This window comes from Thiobacillus denitrificans ATCC 25259 (assembly GCF_000012745.1).
Classification (GTDB): Bacteria; Pseudomonadota; Gammaproteobacteria; order Burkholderiales; family Thiobacillaceae; genus Thiobacillus; species Thiobacillus denitrificans_B.
On the sequence record NC_007404.1, the window covers coordinates 2,777,093 to 2,798,388 of the forward strand.

Here is a 21,296-nt window from a genome sequence, read left to right on the forward strand (position 1 = left end):
AGGAGGCGCGGGACAGCCTCGCTGGAAGAATTCATGGAGGCCGGTGGGGCCTCGCTGGAAAAAACGTAGCGAGGCGCATCCACCTCCCTACGGCGGTCTCAACCGCATCAGGTTCGAAGGGTATGTCTCACTCCCGCGGAAACCGGCGGGAGACCCCTGGCGAGCGGGTCAAGGTAGCGGAAATGTGGAATAATTGCAAGGCAAGTCCCCGTCTAACTTATTGATATTCAAGGCCACGCATGGACATCGAGCAAGCGCGCTACAACATGGTGGAACAACAGATCCGTCCCTGGGACGTGCTCAATCAGGACGTGCTCGACCTCCTGCTCAAGGTGCGCCGCGAAGATTTCGTGCCCGAGGCACACCGCCTGCTCGCCTTCATCGATATGGAAATCCCGCTCGGCCATGGTCAGACCATGTGGACCCCGAAGCTCGAGGCGCGCGTCCTGCAGGAAGTCGCGATCCAGCCGACCGACCGCGTGCTCGAGATCGGCACCGGCAGCGGCTACCTGACGGCGCTGCTCGCGAGCCTGGCCGAAGAAGTCGTGTCGGTCGACATCCTTGCCGAGTTCACCGCGCAGGCGACGCAGAAACTGCACGCCCACGGCTTCGCCAACGTCGTTCTGCACACGGCGGACGCCGCCCGCGACTGGGATGACGGCGCGGGTTTCGACGTGATCGTGCTGACCGGCTCGACGCCGTTGCTCTCCGACGCGTGGCGCCGCCGCCTCAGGCCGGGCGGGCGGCTCTTCGCCATCGTCGGTGAGCCGCCGGTGATGCAGGCCCGGCTCATCACCAGCACCGGGCCCGGTGCGACGCGCAGCGTCACGCTGTTCGAGACCTGCGTCGCACCGCTGCTCAACGCGCCGCAACCGGCGGCATTCGTGTTTTGAATTCGCGCCATGCGCCAGCTTCGCCCGAGTGAACTCGCCGCCTATCTTGAAGCCGGACACGCGCCGACCCTGCTCGACGTGCGCGAGCGCTGGGAATGGAATCTGTGCCGCCTGCCCGACGCGATCCTGATTCCGATGGGTGAACTCGCCGCCCGCGTCGCCGAACTCGACCGGGACGCCGAGACCGTCGTGATCTGTCATCATGGCGTACGCAGCTTTCACGCCGCCCGCTTTCTCGAAGCGGCCGGCTTCAGCAACGTCGTCAACCTGTCCGGTGGCGTCGCAGCCTGGGCGGACGAGGTCGACCCGGCCATGGCGCGTTACTGAGTCTTCCCCGGAACCGAGTCCACATGCCACTCAAGCCCCTGTTTCTTGCCCTGAGCCTCACGCTGGCGACCAGCGCCGGCGCCGCGAACCTGACCGAGGTCTACCGCAGCGCACAGGCCTACGACGCGACCTTCGCGTCGGCGCGGGCCGCCTATCGGGCCGGGCAGGAGGCGGTCGCGCAGGGCCGCGCGGGACTGCTTCCCAACGTCGCGCTCGACGGCAACCTGCGCTACAACAGCCTTGATTCGAGCCTGCCCGGCGGCGACGCCGACTACGACTCCAATGGTGCCTCGGTCAACGCCGCCCAGCCGCTTTTCCGCAAGCAGAATTGGGTGCAGTACGCGCAGGCGAAAGAGCAGGTGAAGATCGCCGCGAGGCAGTTCGAGGTCGCCGAGCAGGATCTGATCCTGCGTGTCGCGCAGGCCTACTTCGACGTGCTGCTGTCGCAGGACACGATCGCGTTCATCAACGCGCAGAAGGCCGCGATCACCGAACAGCTCGCGGCGGCCAAGCGCAACTTCGAGGTCGGCACCGCGACCATCACCGACACCCACGAAGCGCAGGCGCGCTACGACCTTGCACTCGCCCAGGAGATCGCCGAACAGAACACGCTCGATATCCGCCTGCGCGCGCTCGAAAAAATCATCGGCGCCCCGCCCGGCGCACTCGACCGCCTGGCCGAACCGGTGCGCCTTGCTCCGCTCGCGGGCACTATCGAGGAATGGGCCGATCGCGCCGCCGAAGGCAACCTGCAGGCGGAGATCCAGCGCATCGCGAAGACCATCGCCGACCAGGAAGTCGAGCGCAATCGCGCCGCGCGCTATCCCACGGTCGACGCGGTCGCCGGCTACAGCGTCAACAACAACCAGGCTTTCGGCAACCTGCAGGTCGATACGCGCGCCGCGAGCGTCGGACTCGAACTCAACATGCCGATCTACCAGGGCGGGCTGATCAGTTCGCGCGTGCGCGAGGCGGTCGCCAATCAGGAAAAGGCACGTCACGATCTCGAGGCCGCGATTCGTGACGCGAGCCTGCAGGCGCGCGAGGCCTATCTCAACGTCAGCAGCGGCGTCGCCCGTGTGCGCGCGCTCGAGCAAGCCTTGACCTCGACGCAGGCCCAGCTCGACTCGACCAAACTCGGCCTCGATGTCGGCGTGCGCACGAACCTCGACGTGCTCAACGCCGAACAGCAGGTGCTCTCGGCGCGGCGCGACCTCGCCGCCGCGCGCTACGAATACCTGCTTTCGGGTCTCGCACTGAAGGCCGCGGTCGGCACGCTCGGCCCCGCCGAACTCCTAGAGATCGATCAGCACCTCCATCCGGTCGCCGCGCGCTGAGGCGCCTTCAGACCGGCACCAGGCCGGTGACGCGCGCGGCGGCGCCGCGATGCTGCGCGGCGAACGCCCGCCCCGCCTCGCCCATGCGTTCGCGCGTCGCGCCGTCGCGCAGCAGGCGCAGCGATTCGCGCATCCACTCAGCCGCGTCGCCGACGCGAAGCGCCGCGCCGGCGGCGATCGCGAGCCGGGCCGCCTCGTCGAAGTTGAACGTGTACGGACCGACCAGGATCGGACGCCCGACGCTCGCCGCCTCGATCAGGTTCTGCCCGCCGAGCGGGACGAGGCTGCCGCCGACGAAGGCGACGTCGCACGCTGCGTAATACGCGAACAGTTCGCCGAGGCTGTCACCGAGCACGACGCGGGTCGCCGCGGCGAGCGGGTCGCGATCGAGTTCGCTGCGTCGCTGGTAGCGCAAGCCCGCCGCCGCGATCAGACCGGCGACTTCCTCGAAGCGTTGCGGGTGGCGCGGCACGAGCACAAGCAGGACGTCCGCATCGGCCGCCGCGAAGGCGTGCAGCAGCGCTGCCTCCTCGCCCTCGCGCGTGCTCGCGGCGAGCAGCACCGGCCGCCCGTGCCACGCCGCCTTCCACGCGGCACCGCGTTCGAGCAGCGCGGGCGGTGGCGCGATGTCGAACTTGAGATTGCCGGTGACGCGCGCGGCGCTCGCGCCGAGTCTGAGCAGGCGCGCGGCGTCGGCCTCGGTCTGCGCGGCGACGATCGCCAGGCGTTGCAGGCTCGCGCGGGTCAGCGCCGGCAACTTCGCGTAGCCCTTGGCCGAGCGCTCGGACAAGCGCCCGTTCGCGAGCATCAGCGGCACGTTTGCGGCCGCGGCCGCGCGCACGAGATTCGGCCACAGTTCCGTTTCCATCAGAATGCCGACGCGCGGCCGTGCCCGGCGCAGGAAGCGCCGCACCGGCCACGCGTAGTCGTAAGGCAGATAAGCGATGTGTGCGAACTCCCCGTACAAGGCCTCGGCGGTCGCCCGCCCGGTCGGCGTCATGCAGGTCAGCAGCACAGGCCAGTCGGGATGGGCTTCACGCAGCGCGGCGATCAGCGGCTGCGCCGCACGCATCTCGCCGACCGATACCGCGTGGACCCAGAGGGATTGTGCCGCCGGCACAGGGCCGCCGCCCAAGCGTTCGCGCCAGTTCCGCCAGTAGCCGCGCTCACGGCGTCCGCGCCAGAGCAGACGCAAGGGAATCAGCGGGGCGGCGACCAGCAGCGCGAGTCGGTAGAGCGTCCAGTCGAGAATAAGGCGCGGCTTGAGCATCGCGGGGATTGTAATGGGCGGGCGCCGCGCCGCCCAAGCCACGTCCTGACGGGGTGCTAGAATCGACGCCGCTTCGGGAGGCGGGACCGGCTCGCACCGGCCGAGCCATCATGACGCTTCCCCTGCGCCCTCTGGAAAGACGGAGACGTCAATGAAAGTTCTTGTCGCAGGTTCCGGCGGCTTCAGTACCGGCCGCTCACTTCGCTCACTCAGCTTGCGCAAAGCGCAGGTCAGCCTTCTCTGAAACCGGCGGACTCAACATGAAAATATTGGTTACTGGAGCCGCCGGTTTTATCGGCATGCACGTCGCGCAAATCCTCTTGCAGCGCGGCGACGAAGTCGTCGGCATCGACAGCCTCAACGACTACTACGACCCCGCCTTGAAGCTCGCGCGGCTCGAACAGTTGAAGCCGCACCCGAACTTCCGCTTCGTCAGGGACGACATCTCCGACCGCATGGTGATGGAGGACCTGTTCGAGAAAGGCCACTTCGACGCCGTCATCAACCTCGCCGCGCAGGCCGGCGTGCGCTACTCGCTGAAGAATCCGCACGCCTACGTGCAATCGAACCTGGTGGGCTTCGCCAACCTGCTCGAAGGCTGCCGCCACCATGGCGTCAAGCACTTCGTCTACGCGAGTTCATCGAGCGTCTACGGCGCCAATACAAAAATTCCGTTCTCGACCCACGACCCGGTCAACCATCCGGTCAGCCTCTACGCTGCGAGCAAGAAAGCCAACGAGCTGATGGCGCACACCTACTCGCATCTCTACGGCCTGCCGACCACGGGGCTGCGCTACTTCACGGTCTACGGCCCCTGGGGCCGGCCCGACATGTCACCGTGGCTCTTCACCTCGGCGATTCTCGAAGGCCGCAGCATCGACGTCTTCAACCACGGCGACATGATGCGCGACTTCACCTACATCGACGACATCGCCGACGGCACGGTCAAGGTCCTCGACCGCATCCCGCAGCCCGACCCGAACTTCGATCACGCCAACCCCGACCCCGCGTCGAGCCACGCGCCCTACCGCGTCTACAACATCGGCAACCACACTCCGGTGCAGTTGATGGATTTCATCGGCACGATCGAGAAGGCGCTCGGGCAGGAAGCGCGGAAGAATTTCCTGCCGATGCAGGACGGTGACGTGAAGATGACCTACGCCGACGTCGACGATCTGATTCGCGATACCGGATTCAAGCCGGCGACGACGCTGGAGTACGGGATCGGCAAGTGGGTCGAGTGGTACCGGGGGTATAAGAACAGGTCGTGAGGAGACTCTGGCGAGCTGCCGGGTACCGACCTGTCGGAATTTTTTCGGCGCAACGCCGCGAAGAAGCGGGCTCGACAGGAAACGCTTCGCTCACGCTCCGCGCTCGCGACTGAGCTCGAGAGGGCCGCACGCCGGAGCCGGCTGCAGCACTTTTGTACGATTTTCGACCCATGTCGCAATCGAGCGACTTGCCAATTTCTTCTTATCCTATTGTTTCGTAGGACAATTCCTCCAGCGGCGTTTCTCGCCTGTCGCACATGCGGGACAAGTCATCCCGACTTCTATGCGCCCTTCCCGCCCGCCATCGGTCCAGGCATTTGTTTTATCGGCGTTCTTTTTCTCTGGCTCAGCTCTTGCTAAGTGAGGCGTTTGCGCCGCATGGCGCGCTGTTGCCGTAGCAGGCGTTTCTGTTAGCAGCTCACGGAGGAGAAGACCCGATGCTCAAAAACTTCATGCAACCAGGGACCGGGACCGGTTCGAATTCATCCGGTTCGAATTCATCCTCGAACTCGTCCGGCGTTGACGCCACGCGGATGGTTCACTCGGGCTACCCGTCCAAACCCACCGACTCGATCCGCACGTCCGACGCGCCGAAGCAGGACACGACCAACACGCGGAAGGCAGGATCGAACGACGAAGGCAGCAAGCTGATCGTGGGGCCCAACATCACGCTCAAGGGCTCCGAAATCACCGATTGCGACATTCTCTTGGTCGAAGGACGGGTGGAGGCTTCCATGAACAGCCGTGACATTCGCATCGCGGAAAGCGGGGTTTTCTCGGGCAAGGCGGAAATCGACGTCGCCGAGGTTCGCGGCCAGTTCGAGGGGGAGCTGACGGCGCGCAAGCGCCTCGTCGTCTACGCCACGGGGCGCGTCAGCGGCGTGATCCGCTACGGCGCGATGATGGTCGAGGAAGGCGGCGTCATTTCCGGCAACGTCGCGATGCTCGAAGACCCGAGCGACCTGGCCCCGGCCGCCGAGGCGACGGAAGCGGTCGCGGAAGCAGCACCGGAGCCCGCTCCGGAAGCGGCCGCCGAGAAGAAAACCGATCTCGAGGAAATCCTGTTCCACTCCACGGTGGCGCGCGCCGGACTGGGCAAGCGACGCGCCTGACTACGTCCCGCGCGAGGCTCCGCGGCGTCCTCTACGGTCGCTGGGACCCCGTGTCACCTTGGCAGTGCCACCCTCCCCGTTGCCCGTGGCGACTGCGGCGCCGCCGCGTCAGAGCTTGGCGCTGCGCCCGCCATCGACGGCCAGAATCTGGCCAGTGACGTAGTGCGTGTCCATCGCGAAGAAGCGCACCGCGAGCGCGATGTCGTGCGGGTCGCCGGCGCGCTTGAGCATGGTGTGCGAGACGATGCGCTGGCGCGAGACCTCGTCGAAGTTCGAATCGCCTTCGGGCCACATGATCGGTCCCGGCGCGATGCCGTTGACGCGCACTTCGGGCGCGAGTTCGCGCGCGAGTGACTTGGTCAGCCCGACGAGCCCCGCCTTGGCGACCGAATAGACGACGTAGTTTTTCATCGGCCGCTCGGCGTGGATGTCGGTGATGTTGATGATGCAGCCGCGCCGTTTGCGCAGTTCGGGTGCCGCCGCCTGTGAGAGGAACATCGGCGCCTTGAGGTTGCTGCCCATGAGATCCACCCAGTCGTCCTCGACGATGCTGCCGACCGGCGTCGGATAGAAGCTCGACGCGTTGTTGAGCAGCACGTCGAGGCCGCCGAAGGTCGCGACGGTCTGCTTGACCAGTGCGGGCAGCCCGTGCGTGTCGTGCAGGTCGGCCTGGATCAGCGCGACCGAATCGGCCCGCCGGGCGTTGAGCTCGTCCTGCAGGGCGCGGGCGTCATGCGCGGAACTACGGTAGTGGATCATGAGGTTCGCGCCGGCCTCATGCAGGAGTCGCGCCGACGCCGCGCCGACACGCCTGGCCCCACCGGTGATCAATACCACTTTGCCTTGCATCGGGATTCGCCCTTATAGTCCCTCGATTCCGCATTATCCATGAACTCGATGCTGCCCGTCCCCAGTCCCGACGCGCTTGCGCACAGCCGGCGCGTCGTCACCCATGTGCACGCGTTGCTCGACGCGGCCGGCGGCTGGATACCGTTTTCACGCTTCATGCAAGCCGTCCTGTACGCGCCCGGCCTCGGCTACTACGCGGCCGGCGCGGCGAAGTTCGGCGCCGCCGGCGATTTCGTCACCGCGCCGGAGATGACCCCGCTTTTCGGGCGCACGCTCGCGCACGCGATCGCACCCGTGCTGCGCGAAACCGGCGGCGACGTACTCGAACTCGGCGGCGGCAGCGGCCGGCTGGCGGCCGACCTGCTCGCCGAACTCGATACGCTCGGCGCCCTGCCCCCGCGTTACCGCATCCTCGAAGTGAGCGCCGACTTGCGCGCGCGCCAGCAGCAAACGGTCGCGACCGACCTGCCGCGGCTCGCCAGCCGCGTCGAATGGCTCGACGCCGTGCCCGAGCGCTTCAGCGGCGTGATCCTCGGCAACGAGGTGCTCGACGCGCTGCCGGCCGAGCTCGTGCACTGGACGGCAGACGGACCACGCCTGCGCGGCGTTGTGCGCAAAGGCGACGGCTTCGCCTGGGAGGACGGGCCGATCGCCGACGACGCGCTGCGCGAACGCGCGACAGCCCTGGCGCTCGCGCCGGGCTACGTCTCCGAAATCAATCCTGCCGCCGAAGCGCTCGTCGCCTCACTCGCGCAGTGCCTCGTGCGCGGGCTGATCCTGATGATCGATTACGGTTTCGGCGCGCGCGAGTACTACCACCCGCAACGCAGCATGGGCACGCTGCGCGTCCATTACCGCCACCACGCTTTGGACGACCCGTTCTATCTCCCCGGCCTGTGCGACCTGACCGCGCACGTCGACTTCAGCGCGATCGCGCGCGCGGGCGTGGCGGCGGGACTGGAACTCGCCGGCTACACGAGCCAGGCGAGCTTCCTGCTGAGCGGCGGGCTCGCCGAACTGTTGATGCAGACGCCGCCCGAGGATGCGGCGACCTATCTGCCGCAGGCCAACGCCGTGCAGCGTCTGGTATCGCCGGCCGAGATGGGCGAACTCTTCAAGGTGATCGGGTTTACGCGCGGCGCGGTCGGAGAACTGGCCGGCTTCGCGCAAGGCGATCGCCGGCACACGCTCTAAACGCCGGGCCGCGCGACGCTGACTGGCGGCGGACTACACCAGCGGCAGTTGCACTTCCTCTTCCTCGGGCGACAGGCGCGTGACGCGAACCGCGTGCAGGCGGCGGCTGTCGGCGCGCAGGATGCTGAACTGGAAGCCGTCGAACCTGACCGTCTCGCCGCGCTTGGGCAGATGGCCGAAGCGCGAGACGACGAGCCCACCGACCGTGTCGAACTCCTCGTCGGAGAAATGGGCGCCGAGGATCTCGTTGAAGTCCTCGATTTCGGTGCCGGCCTTGACGCGGAACACCCCCTCGTTCTCGCGGATGATGTTGTCCTCGGTCTCGTCGAAGTCGTATTCGTCCTCGATGTCGCCGACGATCTGTTCGAGTACGTCCTCGATCGTCACGAGGCCCGCGACGCCGCCGTATTCGTCGACGACGATGGCGATGTGGTTGCGGTTGGAGCGGAATTCCTTCAGAAGCACGTTGAGCCGCTTCGACTCGGGGATGAATACGGCCGGACGCAACATGCCGCGGATGTCGCTATCGGACTCGGCGTAGTGGCGCAGGAGGTCTTTCGCCAGCAGGATGCCGATGACGTCGTCGCGGTCCTTGTCGATGACCGGGAAACGCGAGTGTGCGGTTTCGATGACGTGCGGGATGAAGGTCTCGGGCGCATCGTTGATGTCGACGATGTCCATCTGCGCGCGCGGGATCATGATCTCGCCGACGCGCATCTCGGATACCTGCAGCACGCCCTCGATCATCGCCAGGGCGTCGGCATCCATCAGGTTGTTTTCGTAGGCGCCGTGGAGCAGTTCGATCAACTGTTCACGGTCTTCGGGTTCGCGCATCAGCCAGTGCGAGAGGCGCTCGAGCAAGCTCGGTCTATGGCTACTTTCAGGCTCCATCGGGGTCAGGAATGATAGGGATGGGGTATGTGGAAGCGTTTCAGTATAGCGGCTTCGCGTGTTTCCATTCGTTCGGCGTCGGCCGCGTCGACGTGGTCGTAGCCCTGCAGGTGGAGCACGCCGTGCACCGTCATGTGCGCGTAATGATGCCCGAGCGGCTTGCCCTGCTCGCGTGCCTCGCGCTCGACGACCGGCGCGCAGATCACGACGTCGCCGCCGAGCAGGGCGGGCGCGATCTCGCCGTATTCGAAGGTCAGCACGTTCGGCACATAGTCCTTGTCGCGGTAGGCGCGGTTGAGCGCCTGCGCCTCGTCGGCGTCGACGATACGCACGGTGATCTCGGCGTCGTGCTCGAGCGCCGCGGCGACCCAGCGCCGGATCTGGGCCCGGCTCGGCAGATCGTCGGCCCCACTCGCGAACTGCACCGCAAGGCGCAGCTCAGGCGCCACGGCCGTCCACTTCTGCGCGGCGCGCAGCGTAGGCGTCGACGATGCGGCCGACCAGCGGATGGCGCACCACGTCCTCGGACTGGAAATGCGTGAAGGCGATACCGCGCACGTCGGCCAGCACGTCGTTCGCGTCCATGAGGCCGGATTTGACGTGCTTCGGCAGATCGATCTGGGTCGGATCGCCGGTCACGACCGCGCGCGCGCCAAAGCCGATCCGCGTCAGGAACATCTGCATCTGCTCCGGCGTCGTGTTCTGCGCTTCGTCGAGAATGATGAAGGCGTGATTGAGCGTTCGCCCGCGCATGAAGGCGAGCGGCGCGACCTCGATCGCATGGCGCTCGATCAGGCGCGTCACCTTGTCGAAGCCCATAAGGTCGTAGAGCGCGTCGTAGAGCGGGCGCAGGTAGGGATCGACCTTCTGCGTCAGGTCGCCGGGCAGAAAGCCGAGCCGCTCCCCGGCTTCGACCGCGGGACGCGTCAGCACCAGGCGCTTGACCTGTTCGCGCTCGAGCGCATCCACCGCACAGGCGACCGCGAGATAGGTCTTGCCCGTGCCGGCGGGGCCGATGCCGAAGGTGATGTCGTGGCTGCGGATGTTTTCGATGTAGCCGCCCTGGCGCGGCGTGCGCGCGCGCAGGTCGGCGCGCCGCGTGCGCAGCGCAGGGCCCTCGTCGTCGGGGCGACCGCGGGTGAGCTCGACGAGACCGAGCTGGATGTCGTCAAGCGAGAGTTCGTCGTGTGCGCGGTTGTAAAAATGCTCGATCGCCTGCGCACCCTTCTCGGCCTGGGCGGCGTCGCCGCTGACCCGGAAGCTGGAGCCGCGACGGCCGATCGTGACATCGAACGCGGCTTCGATCTGGCGCAGATTCTCGTCCAGCGGGCCGCACAGGTTCGCCAGTCGCCGGTTGTCTTCCGGCGCCAGGCGCAGTTCAACGATGTCGGTTTTCAAGTATGGAGGGTCTCCAGCGTGACGGCTTCGCCGCGCAGGCTATGCGGCAATGCCTGGGTGATCGTGACGTCGACGAACTGGCCGAGCAGGCGCGACGGCCCCGCGAAATTGACGATGCGATTGTTGCCGGTGCGGCCGGCGAGCTCGTTCGCATTCTTGCGGGCTTGGCCCTCGACCAGGACGCGCTGCACGCTGCCTACCATCGACCGGTTCACACCCTGCGCTTGGGCCTCGATCCGAGCCTGCAGTCGCATCAGGCGCTGCGTTTTCAATTCCGCGCTCACATCGTCAGCATAGTCCGCCGCCGGCGTACCGGGGCGCTTGCTGTAAATGAACGAAAAGCTGGCGTCGAAGTTCAATTCCTCGACGAGTTTCATCGTCGCCTCGAAGTCGGCCCCGGTCTCGCCCGGAAAGCCGACGATGAAGTCGGACGACAGGCAGAGGTCGGAGCGCTGTTCGCGCAATTTCCTGACGATGGACTTGAACTCGAGCACGGTGTGGCCGCGCTTCATCGCCGCGAGAATGCGGTCGGAGCCCGATTGCACCGGCAGGTGGAGATGCGAGACGAGCTTGGGCAGCTTGCCGTAGCATTCGATCAGGCGCTGCGTCATCTCGCGCGGGTGGCTGGTCGTGTAGCGGATTCTTTCCACGCCGGGGATCTCGTGGACCATTTCGAGCAGGAAGGCGAAGTCGGCCGTCCCGCCTTCGTCGAGCGCGCCCTGGTAGGCGTTGACGTTCTGCCCCAGGAGCGTGATCTCCTTGACGCCGCGCGCCGCGAGATTCGCGACCTCGGCGATCACGTCGTCGAAGGGGCGCGACACCTCTTCACCGCGGGTATACGGCACGACACAGAAGGTGCAGTACTTCGAGCAGCCCTCCATGATCGAGACGAAGGCCGCACCGCCCTCGACCCGTGCCGGCGGCAGGTGGTCGAATTTCTCGATCTCGGGAAAGCTGATGTCGACCTGCGCGCGGCCGGTCTCGCGGCGCTGAGCGATCAGTTCGGGCAGGCGGTGCAGCGTCTGCGGGCCGAACACGACGTCGACGAAGGGCGCGCGCGCGACAATGGCCGCACCTTCCTGGCTCGCCACGCAGCCGCCGACGCCTATGATCAGGTTGGGGTTCGCCTGTTTCAGGTGACGCACCCGACCGAGGTCGTGGAAGACCTTTTCCTGCGCCTTCTCGCGCACCGAACAGGTATTGAACAGGATGACGTCGGCGTCTTCGGGCGTCGACGTCGGCGTCAGGCCCTCGGCGGCATTGAGCACGTCGGCCATCTTGTCCGAGTCGTACTCGTTCATCTGGCAGCCGAAGGTTTTGATGTAGATTTTTTTCATGCCGGGACAGTGAATAGACTGGGGGCAGGGATTTCGCCGCTGCATCGGTTAACGCGGCAACGAAATGGAATGTGGTGGTGATGAGTGGACTTGAACCACCGACCCCCGGATTATGAATCCGATGCTCTAACCGACTGAGCTACATCACCTCGGGACTGCTTCTTCGGCGACCGACCGCCGAAAAGGCGCGCATTTTAGCCGACCGGGGGGCGCACTGTCAAAGCTAAACCGCTGCCGGCGGGCACGCCTGCCCCACCACCTTATTCGCGAGACCGCTCGCCAGCGGGTTCGCAGTCAGGCCGCGTAGCCAAGCACTGCGAAGTAATGGCAGGCGGTGCCCGTCATGACGAACATATGCCAAATGAAATGGCCATATCTGAGCCGGGAATCGAGCGCGAAAAACACCACGCCCACCGAATAGGCCAGTCCGCCCGCGACCAGCCAGAGCAGGCCCGCAGTGGGCAGCCGCGCCATCAGCGGGTCGACCGCAATCACGACCAGCCAGCCCATTGACAGATAGATGGCCGTTGAGAGCATGGGATAGGCAACGCCATTGAACACTTTGAGCGCGATCCCGATAACGGCCAGCCCCCAGACGATCCCGAACAGCGTCCACCCCCATGGCCCGTGCAGCACCCCCAGTGTGAACGGCGTGTAGGTGCCGGCAATCAGCAGGAAGATCGCGGAATGGTCGATGACCCGAAACACCTGCTTGGCCTTGCGATGGGTGAGCGCGTGATACAGGGTGGAGGCCAGATATAGCAGAATCATGGCGGCCGCGAAAATGCTCGCGCCCACGACAAAGCCGGCGTCGCCCTGCCGCACCGCATGCACCAGCAGAAACGGGGTGCCGACCAGGACCGCGATCAGCGCCAGACCGTGGCTGACGCTGTTTGCGATTTCCTCCCCGATTGATTGATCGAGTGCTGGGCGGGCGGCCATGGCGTGCATTGCGGTTCCCTTCCGGTCGGGGCCGCGCCGTCGGCCGGCGCGCGCATCGAGTTTACTGCGGCCGGAGGCGGGCCAGTTCGTCGAGCAGGCTGATCACCAGTTCGCGCCCGAGCGGACCCATGCCGGCGACCAGTTGATCGGCGTCGCGCTCGCCGTTGACCAGCCGGCGCATGCGCCCGCCGAGGAGCGCCATGTCGCCGCCCGCCTTCATCATCTGCTCGGCCATGTTGGCGAGCACCGACATCGCCTGGGCGTCGCCGCGCGCCGAGGCGTCGATCAGCGCCGCGAGCCCGGGCGCGGCGGCGCTGCCGTCGGGCTGTGCATCCAGCGGCGGAAGCGTCGCGGGATTGTCGAGACCGCGCAGGATGGCGTCGAGCAGAATCGTGTCCTCCTCGTCGAGCCCGAGCTTGATTGAGGGGTCGCGCCGGCCGTTGATCACGTGGCGCAATGCGGCGACCAGGCGCGCCCACCCCGCCTGCTCGGCGACGTCGAACTGTTTCATGAGCTCGGGCAGCTGGCTGCGATCGCGCAGCGCGTTGACGACGGTATGGATGAACGCGGCGTGGACGCGCAGGACTTGCTCGACGGCAGAGGGAAGCTGGGCCATGTTGGGTGAGGCGTTAGGGGTGAGGGGATTGTCCGGTCAGGGGGCAGGCTTGGCAACCACGGGGTGGGTCGGCACGTTTTCGATGTGCCAGTGAGTGCTCGCCCACGTGAGCAGTTCCGCCGGGGCGGCGCCCGCGAGTTCGCCCGGCGGCGGATGGCCGAGGGTGACGAGGGCCTGCGCCAGCGTGGCGTCCCGCCCGCGCTCCGGCAGAGCGGGGGCACGGGTCTGCTTCGAGAGCTTCTGCCCGGCGACGTTAGTGATGAGCGGAACGTGCGCATAAGTCGGCGTCGGCACGCCGAGCAGGCCTTGCAGATAGATCTGGCGCGGGGTGTTCCACAAAAGATCGGCGCCGCGCACGACGTGGGTGATGCCCTGGAAGGCGTCGTCGACCACCACCGCCAGCTGATAGGCGAACAGGCCGTCGGCGCGCTTGACGATGAAATCGCCGACCTCGCGGGCGAGATTCTGCTGCAGGTCGCCGTGGATGCGGTCGTGTAAGCGGATGCTCGCATCCGGCGCCCTTACCCGCCACGCACGCGCAACCGTGTCTGCGGGCAGGCCGTTGCGGCAGGTGCCGGGGTAGAGCATCTCGCCCTCGCGGTTGCGCGGCGCCTGCACGAGCTGGGCGCGCGTGCAGGCGCAGGGATAGGCCGCACCTTGCGCTTTCAGCATGTCGAGCGCCGCGGCGTAGGCGTGGTCGCGCTGCGATTGCACCAGCACGTCGCCATCCCAGACGAGACCGTAGGCTTCCAGCTGGCGCAGGATGATCCCGGCCGCGCCGGGTTCGCAGCGCGGGCGGTCGAGGTCTTCCATGCGCACAAGCCAGCGCCCGCCGGCCGCGCGGGCGTCGAGAAAGCTGGCGACGGCGGCGACCAGCGAGCCGAGATGCAGGGGACCGGTGGGCGACGGCGCAAAACGCCCGACGCAGGCTGCGGGATTCACCCCGCGATTATGCCGCGCGCCAGCGCCAACGAGACCCCCGCCAGCAGCAGGGCCGCGGATTCGCTCCATTCGATCCCCGCGCCCAGGATATCGCCGGTTTGTCCGCCGAGTTTGAGCCACATCCAGACGCCCCACAGCACGGCGGGAATCAAGGCGACGAAGGCGATCGGCGTGATGGCGCTGACGGCGGCCAGCGCCAGCCCGCCCGCGCCCCAGCCCGCGCGGTTGCCCTGCCAGGCGAAGCGTTCGCCCAAACCGGGTTTCAGCGGCGGCAGCAGCAGGGTCCAGCCCGCGGCCGCCCAGCGCGTCCAGGCCGGGATCAGCACGAGCGCCGGCCACGGCAGGTCGAGCGTCAGCAGCCAATGCAGCAGCACCAGCTTGGCGGCCAACTGCAGCACCAGCACGATGACGCCGAAGCTGCCGACATGCGGATCGGCCAGCACCGTCAGGAAGCGCGCGGGATCGCGGTGCGCCGCACCGAGCGCGTCCGCGGTGTCGGCCAGGCCGTCGAGATGCAGGCCGCCGGTGATCCAGGCCCACATCACGACGCCGGCCAGCGCGCCCAGCCACGGATCGAGCACTGTCCCCAGCGCGGCGGCCAGCGCCACCGCCGCACCCACGACCAGTCCCGCTGCCGGAAACCACACCACCGCGCGCACGAGCTCGGCGCACTGAAAGTCGCGCAGGACCGGCAGTGGGAGCCGCGTCAAGAACCCGAGGGCGAGGATCAGTCCGCGCATCGCAAGGCCGTCAACAGCGGCGGCGCCCCGGCCAGCCACGATACGACGAAACTGGAGCCAGGGGTCAGTGCCACGCGCGCGCGGTAGGGAACGCTCAGCCCCAGCACCTGCACCAGCACCGCGCGCATCGCACCGGCATGGGTCACGACGAGCGTCGGCACGCGGGCGGTCTCGCCGAGCCGGGCCAGCGCTGCCTCCACACGCGCGTCGAGGGCGTCCAGCGATTCGCCGCCGGGCGGCGCATGGCGGCGCGGATCGCACAGGAAGGCCGCATGCGCGGCGGCGTCGCGCGCGGCGGCTTCGTCCGGACGCAGGCCTTCCCAGGTGCCGAAATCGAGTTCCTGCCAGTCCGCATCGACGCGGCAATCGATCCCGCGCGCCGCGGCCATCTCGGACGCAAAATCGAGGCAGCGCCGCGCGGGACTGCTCACGACCGCGCCCCAAGGCGGCAGGACGGCCAGCGCGGCGTGCATCTGCTCGCGGCCGCGCGGGGTGAGCGGCGCATCGCTGCGTCCGCGGTACACGTGCGCCGGCCCCGCCACCTCGCCGTGGCGCAGAAAACCGAGCAGCACCGGCTCGGCGGCGGGCTTAAGCATTATTGGCCACCCCGGCTTCGGCAAACGTCGCCATGCCGGCATGCAGCGCGCACGCCAGCCGCAGCAGCGGAATGGCGGCCGCCGCCCCGCTGGCTTCGCCCAGCCGCATGTCGAGCGCAAGCAGCGGCTGCGCGTCGAGCGCGCGCAGCAGGGCGGCGTGGCCGGACTCGGCGGAGGCGTGGGCGAACAGCATCCAGTCGCGCGCGCCGGGATTCAGGCGCACCGCCAGCAGCGCCGCCGCGCCGCAGATGAAGCCGTCGACCAGTACCGGCATCCCGGCTTGCGCCGCCGCCAGATAGGCGCCCGCCAGCGCGCCGATCTCGAAGCCGCCGACCGCGCACAGCGCGTGCAGCGAATCGGTCGGCGCCGACGCCAGGCCATGCAGCGCCAGCGCGCGGTCGATGAGGGCCGCCTTGCGCGCCACCCCGGCATGGTCGACGCCGGTGCCCGCGCCGGCCAGCGCCGCGCCGGGCAGCCCCAGCAGCGCGCAGGCCAGCGCGGCGGCGGCCGTGGTGTTGGCGATGCCCATTTCACCGCCGATGAAGAGGTCCGCGCCCGCGGTCCGGGCGCGCGCGCAGGCGGTCGCCCCGGCATCGAGTGCGGCCTGCGCCTGCGCCGCGCTCATTGCGGGCTGCCGGCAGAAATTGGCGGTGCTGCGCCTCACCTGCGCCTGCACCACCCCCGCCACCGGCGAGGGGGCGAGCGTGCCGACGTCGATCACTTCCAGCGTCGCGCCGGTTTCGCGCGCGAGCACGCTGATGGCCGCGCCGCCGCCGACGAAATTGGCGAGCATCTGCTGGGTGACCGCCTGCGGAAACGCCGATACGCCTTCGTCCGCGACGCCGTGATCGGCCGCGAAAATGCTGATCCACGGGTGGTGGATGCGCGGCAGCAGCGTGCCCTGCATCGCGGCCAATTGAATCGCGATCTCTTCCAGCCGTCCCAGACTGCCGGCCGGCTTGGTGAGCTGGGCCTGGCGCGCCAGCGCGGCGGCGCGCGCGGCTTCGTCCAGCGGCTTGACGGCGGCGTGGGGGTTCATGGCGGCGTTCCTTTCAGGGTGAGCGGCAGTCCGGCGGCGACGAAGATCACCTCGTCGGCCAGCCGGGCGAGGTCCTGGTTCAGCCAGCCGGCTTCATCGACGAAACGGCGCGTGAGTTCGCCCAGCGGGACGATGCCGAGCCCGGTTTCGTTGCTGACCAGGATCAGGTCGTCGTCGCGGCGCGCGGCCAACGCAGCGAGCAGCGCGGCGCGCGCGTCGTCGAACGCGGCGGGGTCCGGCCGGCACAGGCAGTTGGTCAGCCACAGCGTGAGGCAATCGACGACGATGCAGCCCGCCCCCGCCGCGCGAATCGCGCCGGCGAGGTCGAGCGGCGCCTCGATCGTGGCCCAATGCGGCGGGCGCTCGGCCTGGTGGCGCGCGATGCGGGCAGCCATTTCGGCGTCGTGCGCCTGGGCGGTGGCGATGAAGGAAACGGGCTGGCCGGCCGCTTCGGCGCGCTGCAGGGCGAGGCGGCTTTTGCCGCTGCGCGCGCCGCCGAGGATCAGCGTCAGCATGGCGTGAGCCCCAGCAAGTCGCGCAAAGCCTTGGTATCGAGATGGGCCTCCACCGCGTCGGCCAGGCGGTCGATGGCGGCATCGCGCAGCGCGGCGATGTCGGGGCTGGCGGCGGCGCGCAGGCCCGCCCACGCCAAGAGCGCATCGGCGGCGGCGGGCGTGTCGAACAGGCCATGCAGATAGGTTCCGCGCAGCTGGCCGTCGTCCGACATGACGCCGTCGGGGCGGCCGTCGAGCCGGCACATCGGCTGCGCGAGCGCCGCGCCGCGGCTCACCCCGGCATGGATTTCGTAGCCCGCCACCGGTGTCGTGCCGTCGGCCAGCGTGCCCGCGACATTGCGCAGTTGCTTGCCGTCGGCAAGCGTGGTGTCGAAGTCGAGCCAGCCGAAGCCGGCGCAGCTGCCTGCTTCGCCTTCGATGCCCGCCGGATCGTGCAGCGCGCGCCCCAGCATCTGGAAGCCGCCGCAAATGCCGAGCAGTTTGCCGCCGTAGCGCAGGTGCCGCGCCAGTGCGGCGTCCCAGCCGTGGGCGGCCAGCGCGGCGCGGTCGGCGCGCACGGTTTTCGAGCCCGGCAGGATGACCAGATCGGCGGGCGGCAGCGGCCGGTCCAGCGCGACGAAGCGCAGGTCCACCTGCGGATGGGCGCGCAGCGGGTCGAAGTCGGTGTGATTGGAAATGTGCGGCAGCACCGGCACCGCCACGCGCAGCGCATCGGCCGAGGCCGGCGCAGCCGCTGCGGCGGGCAGCGCGTCCTCGGCTTCGAGGTACAGGCCGTGCAGATAGGGCAGCACGCCGAGCACCGGCTTGCCGGTTTTCGCTTCGAGCCAGTCGAGCCCGGATTGCAGCAGCGCCAGGTCGCCGCGAAAGCGGTTGATGACGAAGCCCTTGACGCGCGCCTGCTCGGTCTCGGACAGCAGGGCCAGGGTGCCGACCAGGTGCGCGAACACGCCGCCGCGGTCGATGTCGGCGACCAGGATCACCGGGCAGTCGGCGGCCTCGGCAAACCCCATGTTGGCGATGTCGTTGGCGCGCAGGTTGATTTCCGCCGGGCTGCCCGCGCCTTCGACGACGACGGCCTGGTATTGCGCGGCAAGCCGGTTATACGAGTCGAACACTGCCGCGCGCGCGGTCGCTTTGTAGGCGTGGTAATCGAGCGCGCGCATGTTGCCGATGGCATGCCCCTGGATGATGACCTGCGCGCCGGTGTCGGAATTGGGCTTCAGCAGCACCGGGTTCATGTCGGTATGCGCTGGCAGCCCGCATGCCTGCGCCTGCGCCGCCTGCGCCCGCCCGATCTCGCCGCCGTCGGCGGTCACCGCGCTGTTCAGCGCCATGTTCTGCGGCTTGAACGGCGCCACGCTCACGCCCTGCCGCACTAGCCAGCGGCACAGCGCCGTCACCAGCGCGCTCTTGCCGGCGTCGGAGGTGCAGCCTTGCACCATGAGCGTGGCGCAGCCCTGCGCCATCAGCGTGTTGATGCCCTTCAGGGTACTCATGTCGTCAATGCCACGGCGAGCCGCGCCCAGTCGGTTTCGTGGTGCGGCAGCCCGAAGCGCAGGCTGGGCGGATCGGCGAACAGGCGGGTCAGGATGCCCTGCCGCGCCAGCCTTTCGTGCCAGGCGGCGGCGTCTGCGGTACGCACCCACTGGAACAGCGCGGTGCCGCCCGCGGGCGCCAGCCCGTGGCGGCGCAGCAGGTCGGCCAGCCGCGCACCCGCCGCCAGCAGGGCCGGACGCGCGGCCTGCTGCCAGGCGGTGTCGGCCAGCGCGGCGCGCGCCACCCAGCGCGACGGCGCGCTCACCGCCCACGGCCCCAGCCGGGCCTCCAGCACGTCGAGCAGGGCAGGCTCGGCCAACACGAAACCGACGCGCGCGCCCGCCAGGCCGAAAAACTTGCCCAGCCCGCGCAGCACGATCAGTCCTTCGCGTGGACAGTCGGCGGACAGACTCGCCTCGGGCGTGGCGTCGATGAAGGCCTCGTCCACCAGCAGCCAGCCGCCGCGCGCCGCCAGTTCGGCGTGCCAGGCGAGCAGATCGGCGCGGTGATAGGTCTGTCCGCCTGGATTGTTGGGATGCACCAGCACCAGCACGTCGAGCGTCGCCACCCCCTGCTCCGGCTGCCAGGCCGTCACCGCGTGTCCGGCGGCGCGCCAGGCGTGGGCGTGCTCGGCATAGGCCGGATGCGGCACGCCCACCCGGCTGACCGCACGCAACCGCGGCAGCGTCTGGATCGCCGCCTGCGAACCGGCTACCGGCAATACGCACGCGCTGCCGTAATACGCGGCGGCGGCCGATACCAGACCGTCCTCGGCTTCCGGCAACCGCTGCCAGACGGCGGGCGGAACGGGCGGCACCGGCCAGCCGACCGGGTTGATTCCGGTAGACAAATCCAGCCAGTCGGCCGGCTCGATGCCGTAGCACGCGGCCGCGGCGAGCAATCTGCCGCCGTGTTCAAGCATGACCGACGCCCCACCCAAGCAGCGCGGCCGCGGCGAGCGCCGCCAGCCACAGCAGCACACCGTGACGCACCAGTTTGAGGGCGCGCGCGATGTCGCCGCCCGCTGGCGCCGCGCCCTGCCCCAGCGCGGGGCGGAATTCGCTCTGCCCGTGATAGACCGCCGCGCCGCCCAGGCGCACCTCCAATGCGCCCGCGCCCGCGGCCATTACCGGGCCGGCGTTGGGGCTGTCCCACGCCGGCGCCTGGGTGCGCCAGCACGCAAGCGCGAGGCGGGTACGGCCCAGCAGCGCATAGCTCAACGCGGTCAGCCGCGCCGGCAGAAAATTGAGGACGTCGTCGAGCCGCGCCGCCGCCCAGCCGAAGCTGAGATAGCGCGGCGTCTTGTAGCCCCACATGGCGTCCAGCGTATTGACCAGCCGATAACCCAGCGCGCCTGCGGCGCCGGCAACGAGGAACCAGAACAGCGCGCCGAACACAGCGTCGTTGCCGTTTTCCAGCACCGACTCGACGGTCGCGCGCGATACCTCTTCGGCATCGAGCGCAGTAGTGTCGCGGCTCACCATCATCGAGACGCCCGCGCGCGCGGCGTCGAGGTCGTCGCGCGCCAGCGCAGTCGCCACCGGTTCGGCATGCTGATGCAGGCTTTTCAGGCCAATCGCGGCGTACAGCACGAGCGCGCTGAACAGCGCGCCTACGACCGGCTGCTGTTGCAGCCACCCGGCGAGCGCGACACCCGGCACCAGCAGCAGCGCCAGCGCCGCCACGCCGTGCAGTCGATGCCCGCGCCCATCGGGGTTATACCGGGCTTCCAGCCAAGCCGCCAGCCGCCCGAATCCCGCCAGCGGGTGGAGCCGGCGCGGCTCGCCGAGAAGCCGGTCGAGCAGCAGCGCTGCTGCGACCAGAAGCGCGCTCAGCTCGATCCCCACTGGTTCTCGAACAGGCAGTCGGCGACGGCACGGCGGCGGTCCCAGCCTTCGCTTTCCAGCATCGGCGCGTCGTAAAACGCATCGACCTGCCCGAGGCAGAGGATCGCCACCGGCTGCCCGCCGGGCGGGATGTCCAGCAGCTGCGCGACCGCCTGCGGATCGAACAGCGACACCCAGCCCAGCCCCAGCCCCTCGGCGCGCGCTGCCAGCCACAGGTTCTGGATCGCGCAGGCGACCGAGGCGAGGTCCACCTCGGGCAGGGTGCGGCGGCCCAGGATATAGGGTTCGCGCGCGTCCATCAGCGCCGCCACCCACAGTTCGCCGCAGTCCAGGATGCCTTCGACCTTGAGCCGCATGAAGGCATCGCCGCGCTCGCCCAGCGCCTCGGCGGTGCGGATGCGTTCGGCCTCGACCAGGGCGTGCAGGCGCTGGCGCAAATCGGCCTGGGTGATGCGGATGAAGCGCCACGGCTGCATCAGACCGACGCTGGGCGCCTGATGCGCCGCCGCCAGCAGCCGCTGCCGCACCTCGGGGGCGACCGGGCCGGGGCGGAAGTGGCGCATGTCGCGCCGCTCGCGGATGACGCGATAGACCGCGTCGCGCTCGGCCGGGCTGTAGGCGTGGGCGCTCATCGGGCGCGGCGG

General features: G+C 68.7%; 23 protein-coding genes, 1 tRNA gene and 1 riboswitch. Of the genes, 6 read left to right on the forward strand and 18 right to left on the reverse strand.

All coding sequences use genetic code 11. The features are described 5' to 3' along the window. Positions 1–67: 67 nt before the first annotated feature. A riboswitch (TPP riboswitch) is annotated at positions 68–168 on the reverse strand. A 71-nt stretch (positions 169–239) separates the two neighbouring features. The 3 genes from TBD_RS13505 to TBD_RS13515 are packed head-to-tail and all read left to right on the forward strand — an operon-like array spanning position 240 to position 2,557. Next, entirely contained in the window at positions 240–893 is a 654-nt protein-coding gene (locus TBD_RS13505; protein ID WP_011313207.1) for a protein-L-isoaspartate O-methyltransferase family protein, read from the forward strand. Positions 894–902: 9 nt separating this feature from the next. Further along, positions 903–1,220, forward strand: coding sequence for a rhodanese-like domain-containing protein (locus TBD_RS13510; RefSeq protein ID WP_011313208.1), 318 nt, complete (start codon positions 903–905; stop codon positions 1,218–1,220). 23 nt (positions 1,221–1,243) lie between these two features. After that, the gene (locus TBD_RS13515) at positions 1,244–2,557 is read left to right on the forward strand and encodes a TolC family outer membrane protein (protein WP_011313209.1); all 1,314 of its coding nucleotides are present in this window, start codon (positions 1,244–1,246) and stop codon (positions 2,555–2,557) included. 7 nt (positions 2,558–2,564) lie between these two features. Here the strand turns inward: TBD_RS13515 and waaA are convergent, their stop codons facing one another. Then, the gene (gene waaA, locus TBD_RS13520) at positions 2,565–3,827 is read right to left on the reverse strand and encodes a lipid IV(A) 3-deoxy-D-manno-octulosonic acid transferase (RefSeq protein WP_011313210.1); all 1,263 of its coding nucleotides are present in this window, start codon (positions 3,825–3,827) and stop codon (positions 2,565–2,567) included. 260 nt (positions 3,828–4,087) lie between these two features. Between waaA and TBD_RS13525 the strand changes: the two genes are divergently transcribed. Beyond that, complete coding sequence (locus TBD_RS13525; protein ID WP_011313211.1) at positions 4,088–5,098, forward strand: NAD-dependent epimerase; 1,011 nt, start codon at positions 4,088–4,090, stop codon at positions 5,096–5,098. A gap of 437 nt (positions 5,099–5,535) precedes the next feature. Beyond that, positions 5,536–6,210, forward strand: a complete 675-nt coding sequence (locus tag TBD_RS13530; protein WP_011313212.1) for a bactofilin family protein — start codon at positions 5,536–5,538, stop codon at positions 6,208–6,210. A gap of 108 nt (positions 6,211–6,318) precedes the next feature. Here the strand turns inward: TBD_RS13530 and TBD_RS13535 are convergent, their stop codons facing one another. Beyond that, positions 6,319–7,059: a pteridine reductase gene (locus TBD_RS13535; protein WP_011313213.1), complete on the reverse strand. Its 741-nt coding sequence runs from the start codon at positions 7,057–7,059 to the stop codon at positions 6,319–6,321. A gap of 39 nt (positions 7,060–7,098) precedes the next feature. On the opposite strand from TBD_RS13535, the gene TBD_RS13540 reads away from it, so the two are divergent. Beyond that, on the forward strand, positions 7,099–8,253 hold the full coding sequence (locus tag TBD_RS13540) for a class I SAM-dependent methyltransferase (RefSeq protein WP_011313214.1): 1,155 nt from the start codon (positions 7,099–7,101) through the stop codon (positions 8,251–8,253). A gap of 33 nt (positions 8,254–8,286) precedes the next feature. Here TBD_RS13540 and TBD_RS13545 read toward each other — a convergent pair whose 3' ends face one another. The 16 genes from TBD_RS13545 to bluB all read right to left on the reverse strand — a co-directional run bounded on the left by TBD_RS13545 (position 8,287) and on the right by bluB (position 21,284). Further along, positions 8,287–9,144 carry an HlyC/CorC family transporter gene (locus tag TBD_RS13545; RefSeq protein WP_011313215.1) on the reverse strand — a complete coding sequence of 286 codons (858 nt, stop codon included), beginning with the start codon at positions 9,142–9,144 and terminating at the stop codon, positions 8,287–8,289. A 5-nt stretch (positions 9,145–9,149) separates the two neighbouring features. Next, the gene (gene ybeY / locus TBD_RS13550; RefSeq protein WP_011313216.1) at positions 9,150–9,593 is read right to left on the reverse strand and encodes an rRNA maturation RNase YbeY; all 444 of its coding nucleotides are present in this window, start codon (positions 9,591–9,593) and stop codon (positions 9,150–9,152) included. After that, positions 9,583–10,542 (reverse strand): PhoH family protein, encoded by a 960-nt coding sequence (locus TBD_RS13555; RefSeq protein WP_011313217.1) that lies wholly within the window; start codon positions 10,540–10,542, stop codon positions 9,583–9,585. The genes ybeY and TBD_RS13555 overlap by 11 nt, the downstream gene beginning before the upstream one ends. After that, entirely contained in the window at positions 10,539–11,879 is a 1,341-nt protein-coding gene (gene miaB, locus TBD_RS13560) for a tRNA (N6-isopentenyl adenosine(37)-C2)-methylthiotransferase MiaB (protein ID WP_041432797.1), read from the reverse strand. The genes TBD_RS13555 and miaB overlap by 4 nt, the downstream gene beginning before the upstream one ends. A gap of 72 nt (positions 11,880–11,951) precedes the next feature. Continuing rightward, positions 11,952–12,028: transfer RNA gene (locus TBD_RS13565), tRNA-Met, on the reverse strand. Positions 12,029–12,173: 145 nt separating this feature from the next. Continuing rightward, on the reverse strand, positions 12,174–12,830 hold the full coding sequence (trhA, locus tag TBD_RS13570; protein WP_011313219.1) for a PAQR family membrane homeostasis protein TrhA: 657 nt from the start codon (positions 12,828–12,830) through the stop codon (positions 12,174–12,176). 52 nt (positions 12,831–12,882) lie between these two features. Further along, positions 12,883–13,437, reverse strand: coding sequence for a hypothetical protein (locus TBD_RS13575; RefSeq protein WP_011313220.1), 555 nt, complete (start codon positions 13,435–13,437; stop codon positions 12,883–12,885). Between the two features lie 36 nt (positions 13,438–13,473). Then, entirely contained in the window at positions 13,474–14,379 is a 906-nt protein-coding gene (gene gluQRS / locus TBD_RS13580; RefSeq protein WP_011313221.1) for a tRNA glutamyl-Q(34) synthetase GluQRS, read from the reverse strand. Further along, complete coding sequence (locus TBD_RS13585) at positions 14,376–15,089, reverse strand: adenosylcobinamide-GDP ribazoletransferase (RefSeq protein WP_238376461.1); 714 nt, start codon at positions 15,087–15,089, stop codon at positions 14,376–14,378. The genes gluQRS and TBD_RS13585 overlap by 4 nt, the downstream gene beginning before the upstream one ends. A gap of 17 nt (positions 15,090–15,106) precedes the next feature. Further along, positions 15,107–15,715, reverse strand: coding sequence for a histidine phosphatase family protein (locus TBD_RS13590; protein WP_011313223.1), 609 nt, complete (start codon positions 15,713–15,715; stop codon positions 15,107–15,109). Then, positions 15,708–16,754, reverse strand: coding sequence for a nicotinate-nucleotide--dimethylbenzimidazole phosphoribosyltransferase (gene cobT, locus TBD_RS13595; RefSeq protein WP_011313224.1), 1,047 nt, complete (start codon positions 16,752–16,754; stop codon positions 15,708–15,710). Before cobT ends, TBD_RS13590 begins: the two co-directional genes overlap by 8 nt. Next, the gene (gene cobU / locus TBD_RS13600) at positions 16,751–17,269 is read right to left on the reverse strand and encodes a bifunctional adenosylcobinamide kinase/adenosylcobinamide-phosphate guanylyltransferase (protein WP_011313225.1); all 519 of its coding nucleotides are present in this window, start codon (positions 17,267–17,269) and stop codon (positions 16,751–16,753) included. Before cobU ends, cobT begins: the two co-directional genes overlap by 4 nt. Next, the gene (locus TBD_RS13605) at positions 17,263–18,765 is read right to left on the reverse strand and encodes a cobyric acid synthase (protein WP_011313226.1); all 1,503 of its coding nucleotides are present in this window, start codon (positions 18,763–18,765) and stop codon (positions 17,263–17,265) included. Before TBD_RS13605 ends, cobU begins: the two co-directional genes overlap by 7 nt. Beyond that, the gene (gene cobD, locus TBD_RS13610; RefSeq protein ID WP_011313227.1) at positions 18,762–19,727 is read right to left on the reverse strand and encodes a threonine-phosphate decarboxylase CobD; all 966 of its coding nucleotides are present in this window, start codon (positions 19,725–19,727) and stop codon (positions 18,762–18,764) included. Before cobD ends, TBD_RS13605 begins: the two co-directional genes overlap by 4 nt. Continuing rightward, the gene (cbiB, locus tag TBD_RS13615) at positions 19,720–20,652 is read right to left on the reverse strand and encodes an adenosylcobinamide-phosphate synthase CbiB (protein ID WP_011313228.1); all 933 of its coding nucleotides are present in this window, start codon (positions 20,650–20,652) and stop codon (positions 19,720–19,722) included. Before cbiB ends, cobD begins: the two co-directional genes overlap by 8 nt. Continuing rightward, positions 20,637–21,284, reverse strand: a complete 648-nt coding sequence (gene bluB, locus TBD_RS13620; protein WP_011313229.1) for a 5,6-dimethylbenzimidazole synthase — start codon at positions 21,282–21,284, stop codon at positions 20,637–20,639. The genes cbiB and bluB overlap by 16 nt, the downstream gene beginning before the upstream one ends. Positions 21,285–21,296: the final 12 nt, after the last annotated feature.

Coding starts and splice junctions, on each gene's coding strand:
- cobT (WP_011313224.1), bottom strand. CDS start 16,754: ATGAACCCCCACGCCGCCGTCAAGCCGCTGGACGAAGCCGCGCGCGCC.
- TBD_RS13530 (WP_011313212.1), top strand. CDS start 5,536: ATGCTCAAAAACTTCATGCAACCAGGGACCGGGACCGGTTCGAATTCA.
- TBD_RS13525 (WP_011313211.1), top strand. CDS start 4,088: ATGAAAATATTGGTTACTGGAGCCGCCGGTTTTATCGGCATGCACGTC.
- TBD_RS13505 (WP_011313207.1), top strand. CDS start 240: ATGGACATCGAGCAAGCGCGCTACAACATGGTGGAACAACAGATCCGT.
- trhA (WP_011313219.1), bottom strand. CDS start 12,830: ATGCACGCCATGGCCGCCCGCCCAGCACTCGATCAATCAATCGGGGAG.
- TBD_RS13545 (WP_011313215.1), bottom strand. CDS start 9,144: ATGGAGCCTGAAAGTAGCCATAGACCGAGCTTGCTCGAGCGCCTCTCG.
- bluB (WP_011313229.1), bottom strand. CDS start 21,284: ATGAGCGCCCACGCCTACAGCCCGGCCGAGCGCGACGCGGTCTATCGC.
- TBD_RS13605 (WP_011313226.1), bottom strand. CDS start 18,765: ATGAGTACCCTGAAGGGCATCAACACGCTGATGGCGCAGGGCTGCGCC.
- waaA (WP_011313210.1), bottom strand. CDS start 3,827: ATGCTCAAGCCGCGCCTTATTCTCGACTGGACGCTCTACCGACTCGCG.
- TBD_RS13535 (WP_011313213.1), bottom strand. CDS start 7,059: ATGCAAGGCAAAGTGGTATTGATCACCGGTGGGGCCAGGCGTGTCGGC.
- cobD (WP_011313227.1), bottom strand. CDS start 19,727: ATGCTTGAACACGGCGGCAGATTGCTCGCCGCGGCCGCGTGCTACGGC.
- TBD_RS13515 (WP_011313209.1), top strand. CDS start 1,244: ATGCCACTCAAGCCCCTGTTTCTTGCCCTGAGCCTCACGCTGGCGACC.
- TBD_RS13590 (WP_011313223.1), bottom strand. CDS start 15,715: ATGCTTAAGCCCGCCGCCGAGCCGGTGCTGCTCGGTTTTCTGCGCCAC.
- TBD_RS13510 (WP_011313208.1), top strand. CDS start 903: ATGCGCCAGCTTCGCCCGAGTGAACTCGCCGCCTATCTTGAAGCCGGA.
- TBD_RS13575 (WP_011313220.1), bottom strand. CDS start 13,437: ATGGCCCAGCTTCCCTCTGCCGTCGAGCAAGTCCTGCGCGTCCACGCC.
- cobU (WP_011313225.1), bottom strand. CDS start 17,269: ATGCTGACGCTGATCCTCGGCGGCGCGCGCAGCGGCAAAAGCCGCCTC.
- TBD_RS13540 (WP_011313214.1), top strand. CDS start 7,099: ATGAACTCGATGCTGCCCGTCCCCAGTCCCGACGCGCTTGCGCACAGC.
- miaB (WP_041432797.1), bottom strand. CDS start 11,879: ATGAAAAAAATCTACATCAAAACCTTCGGCTGCCAGATGAACGAGTAC.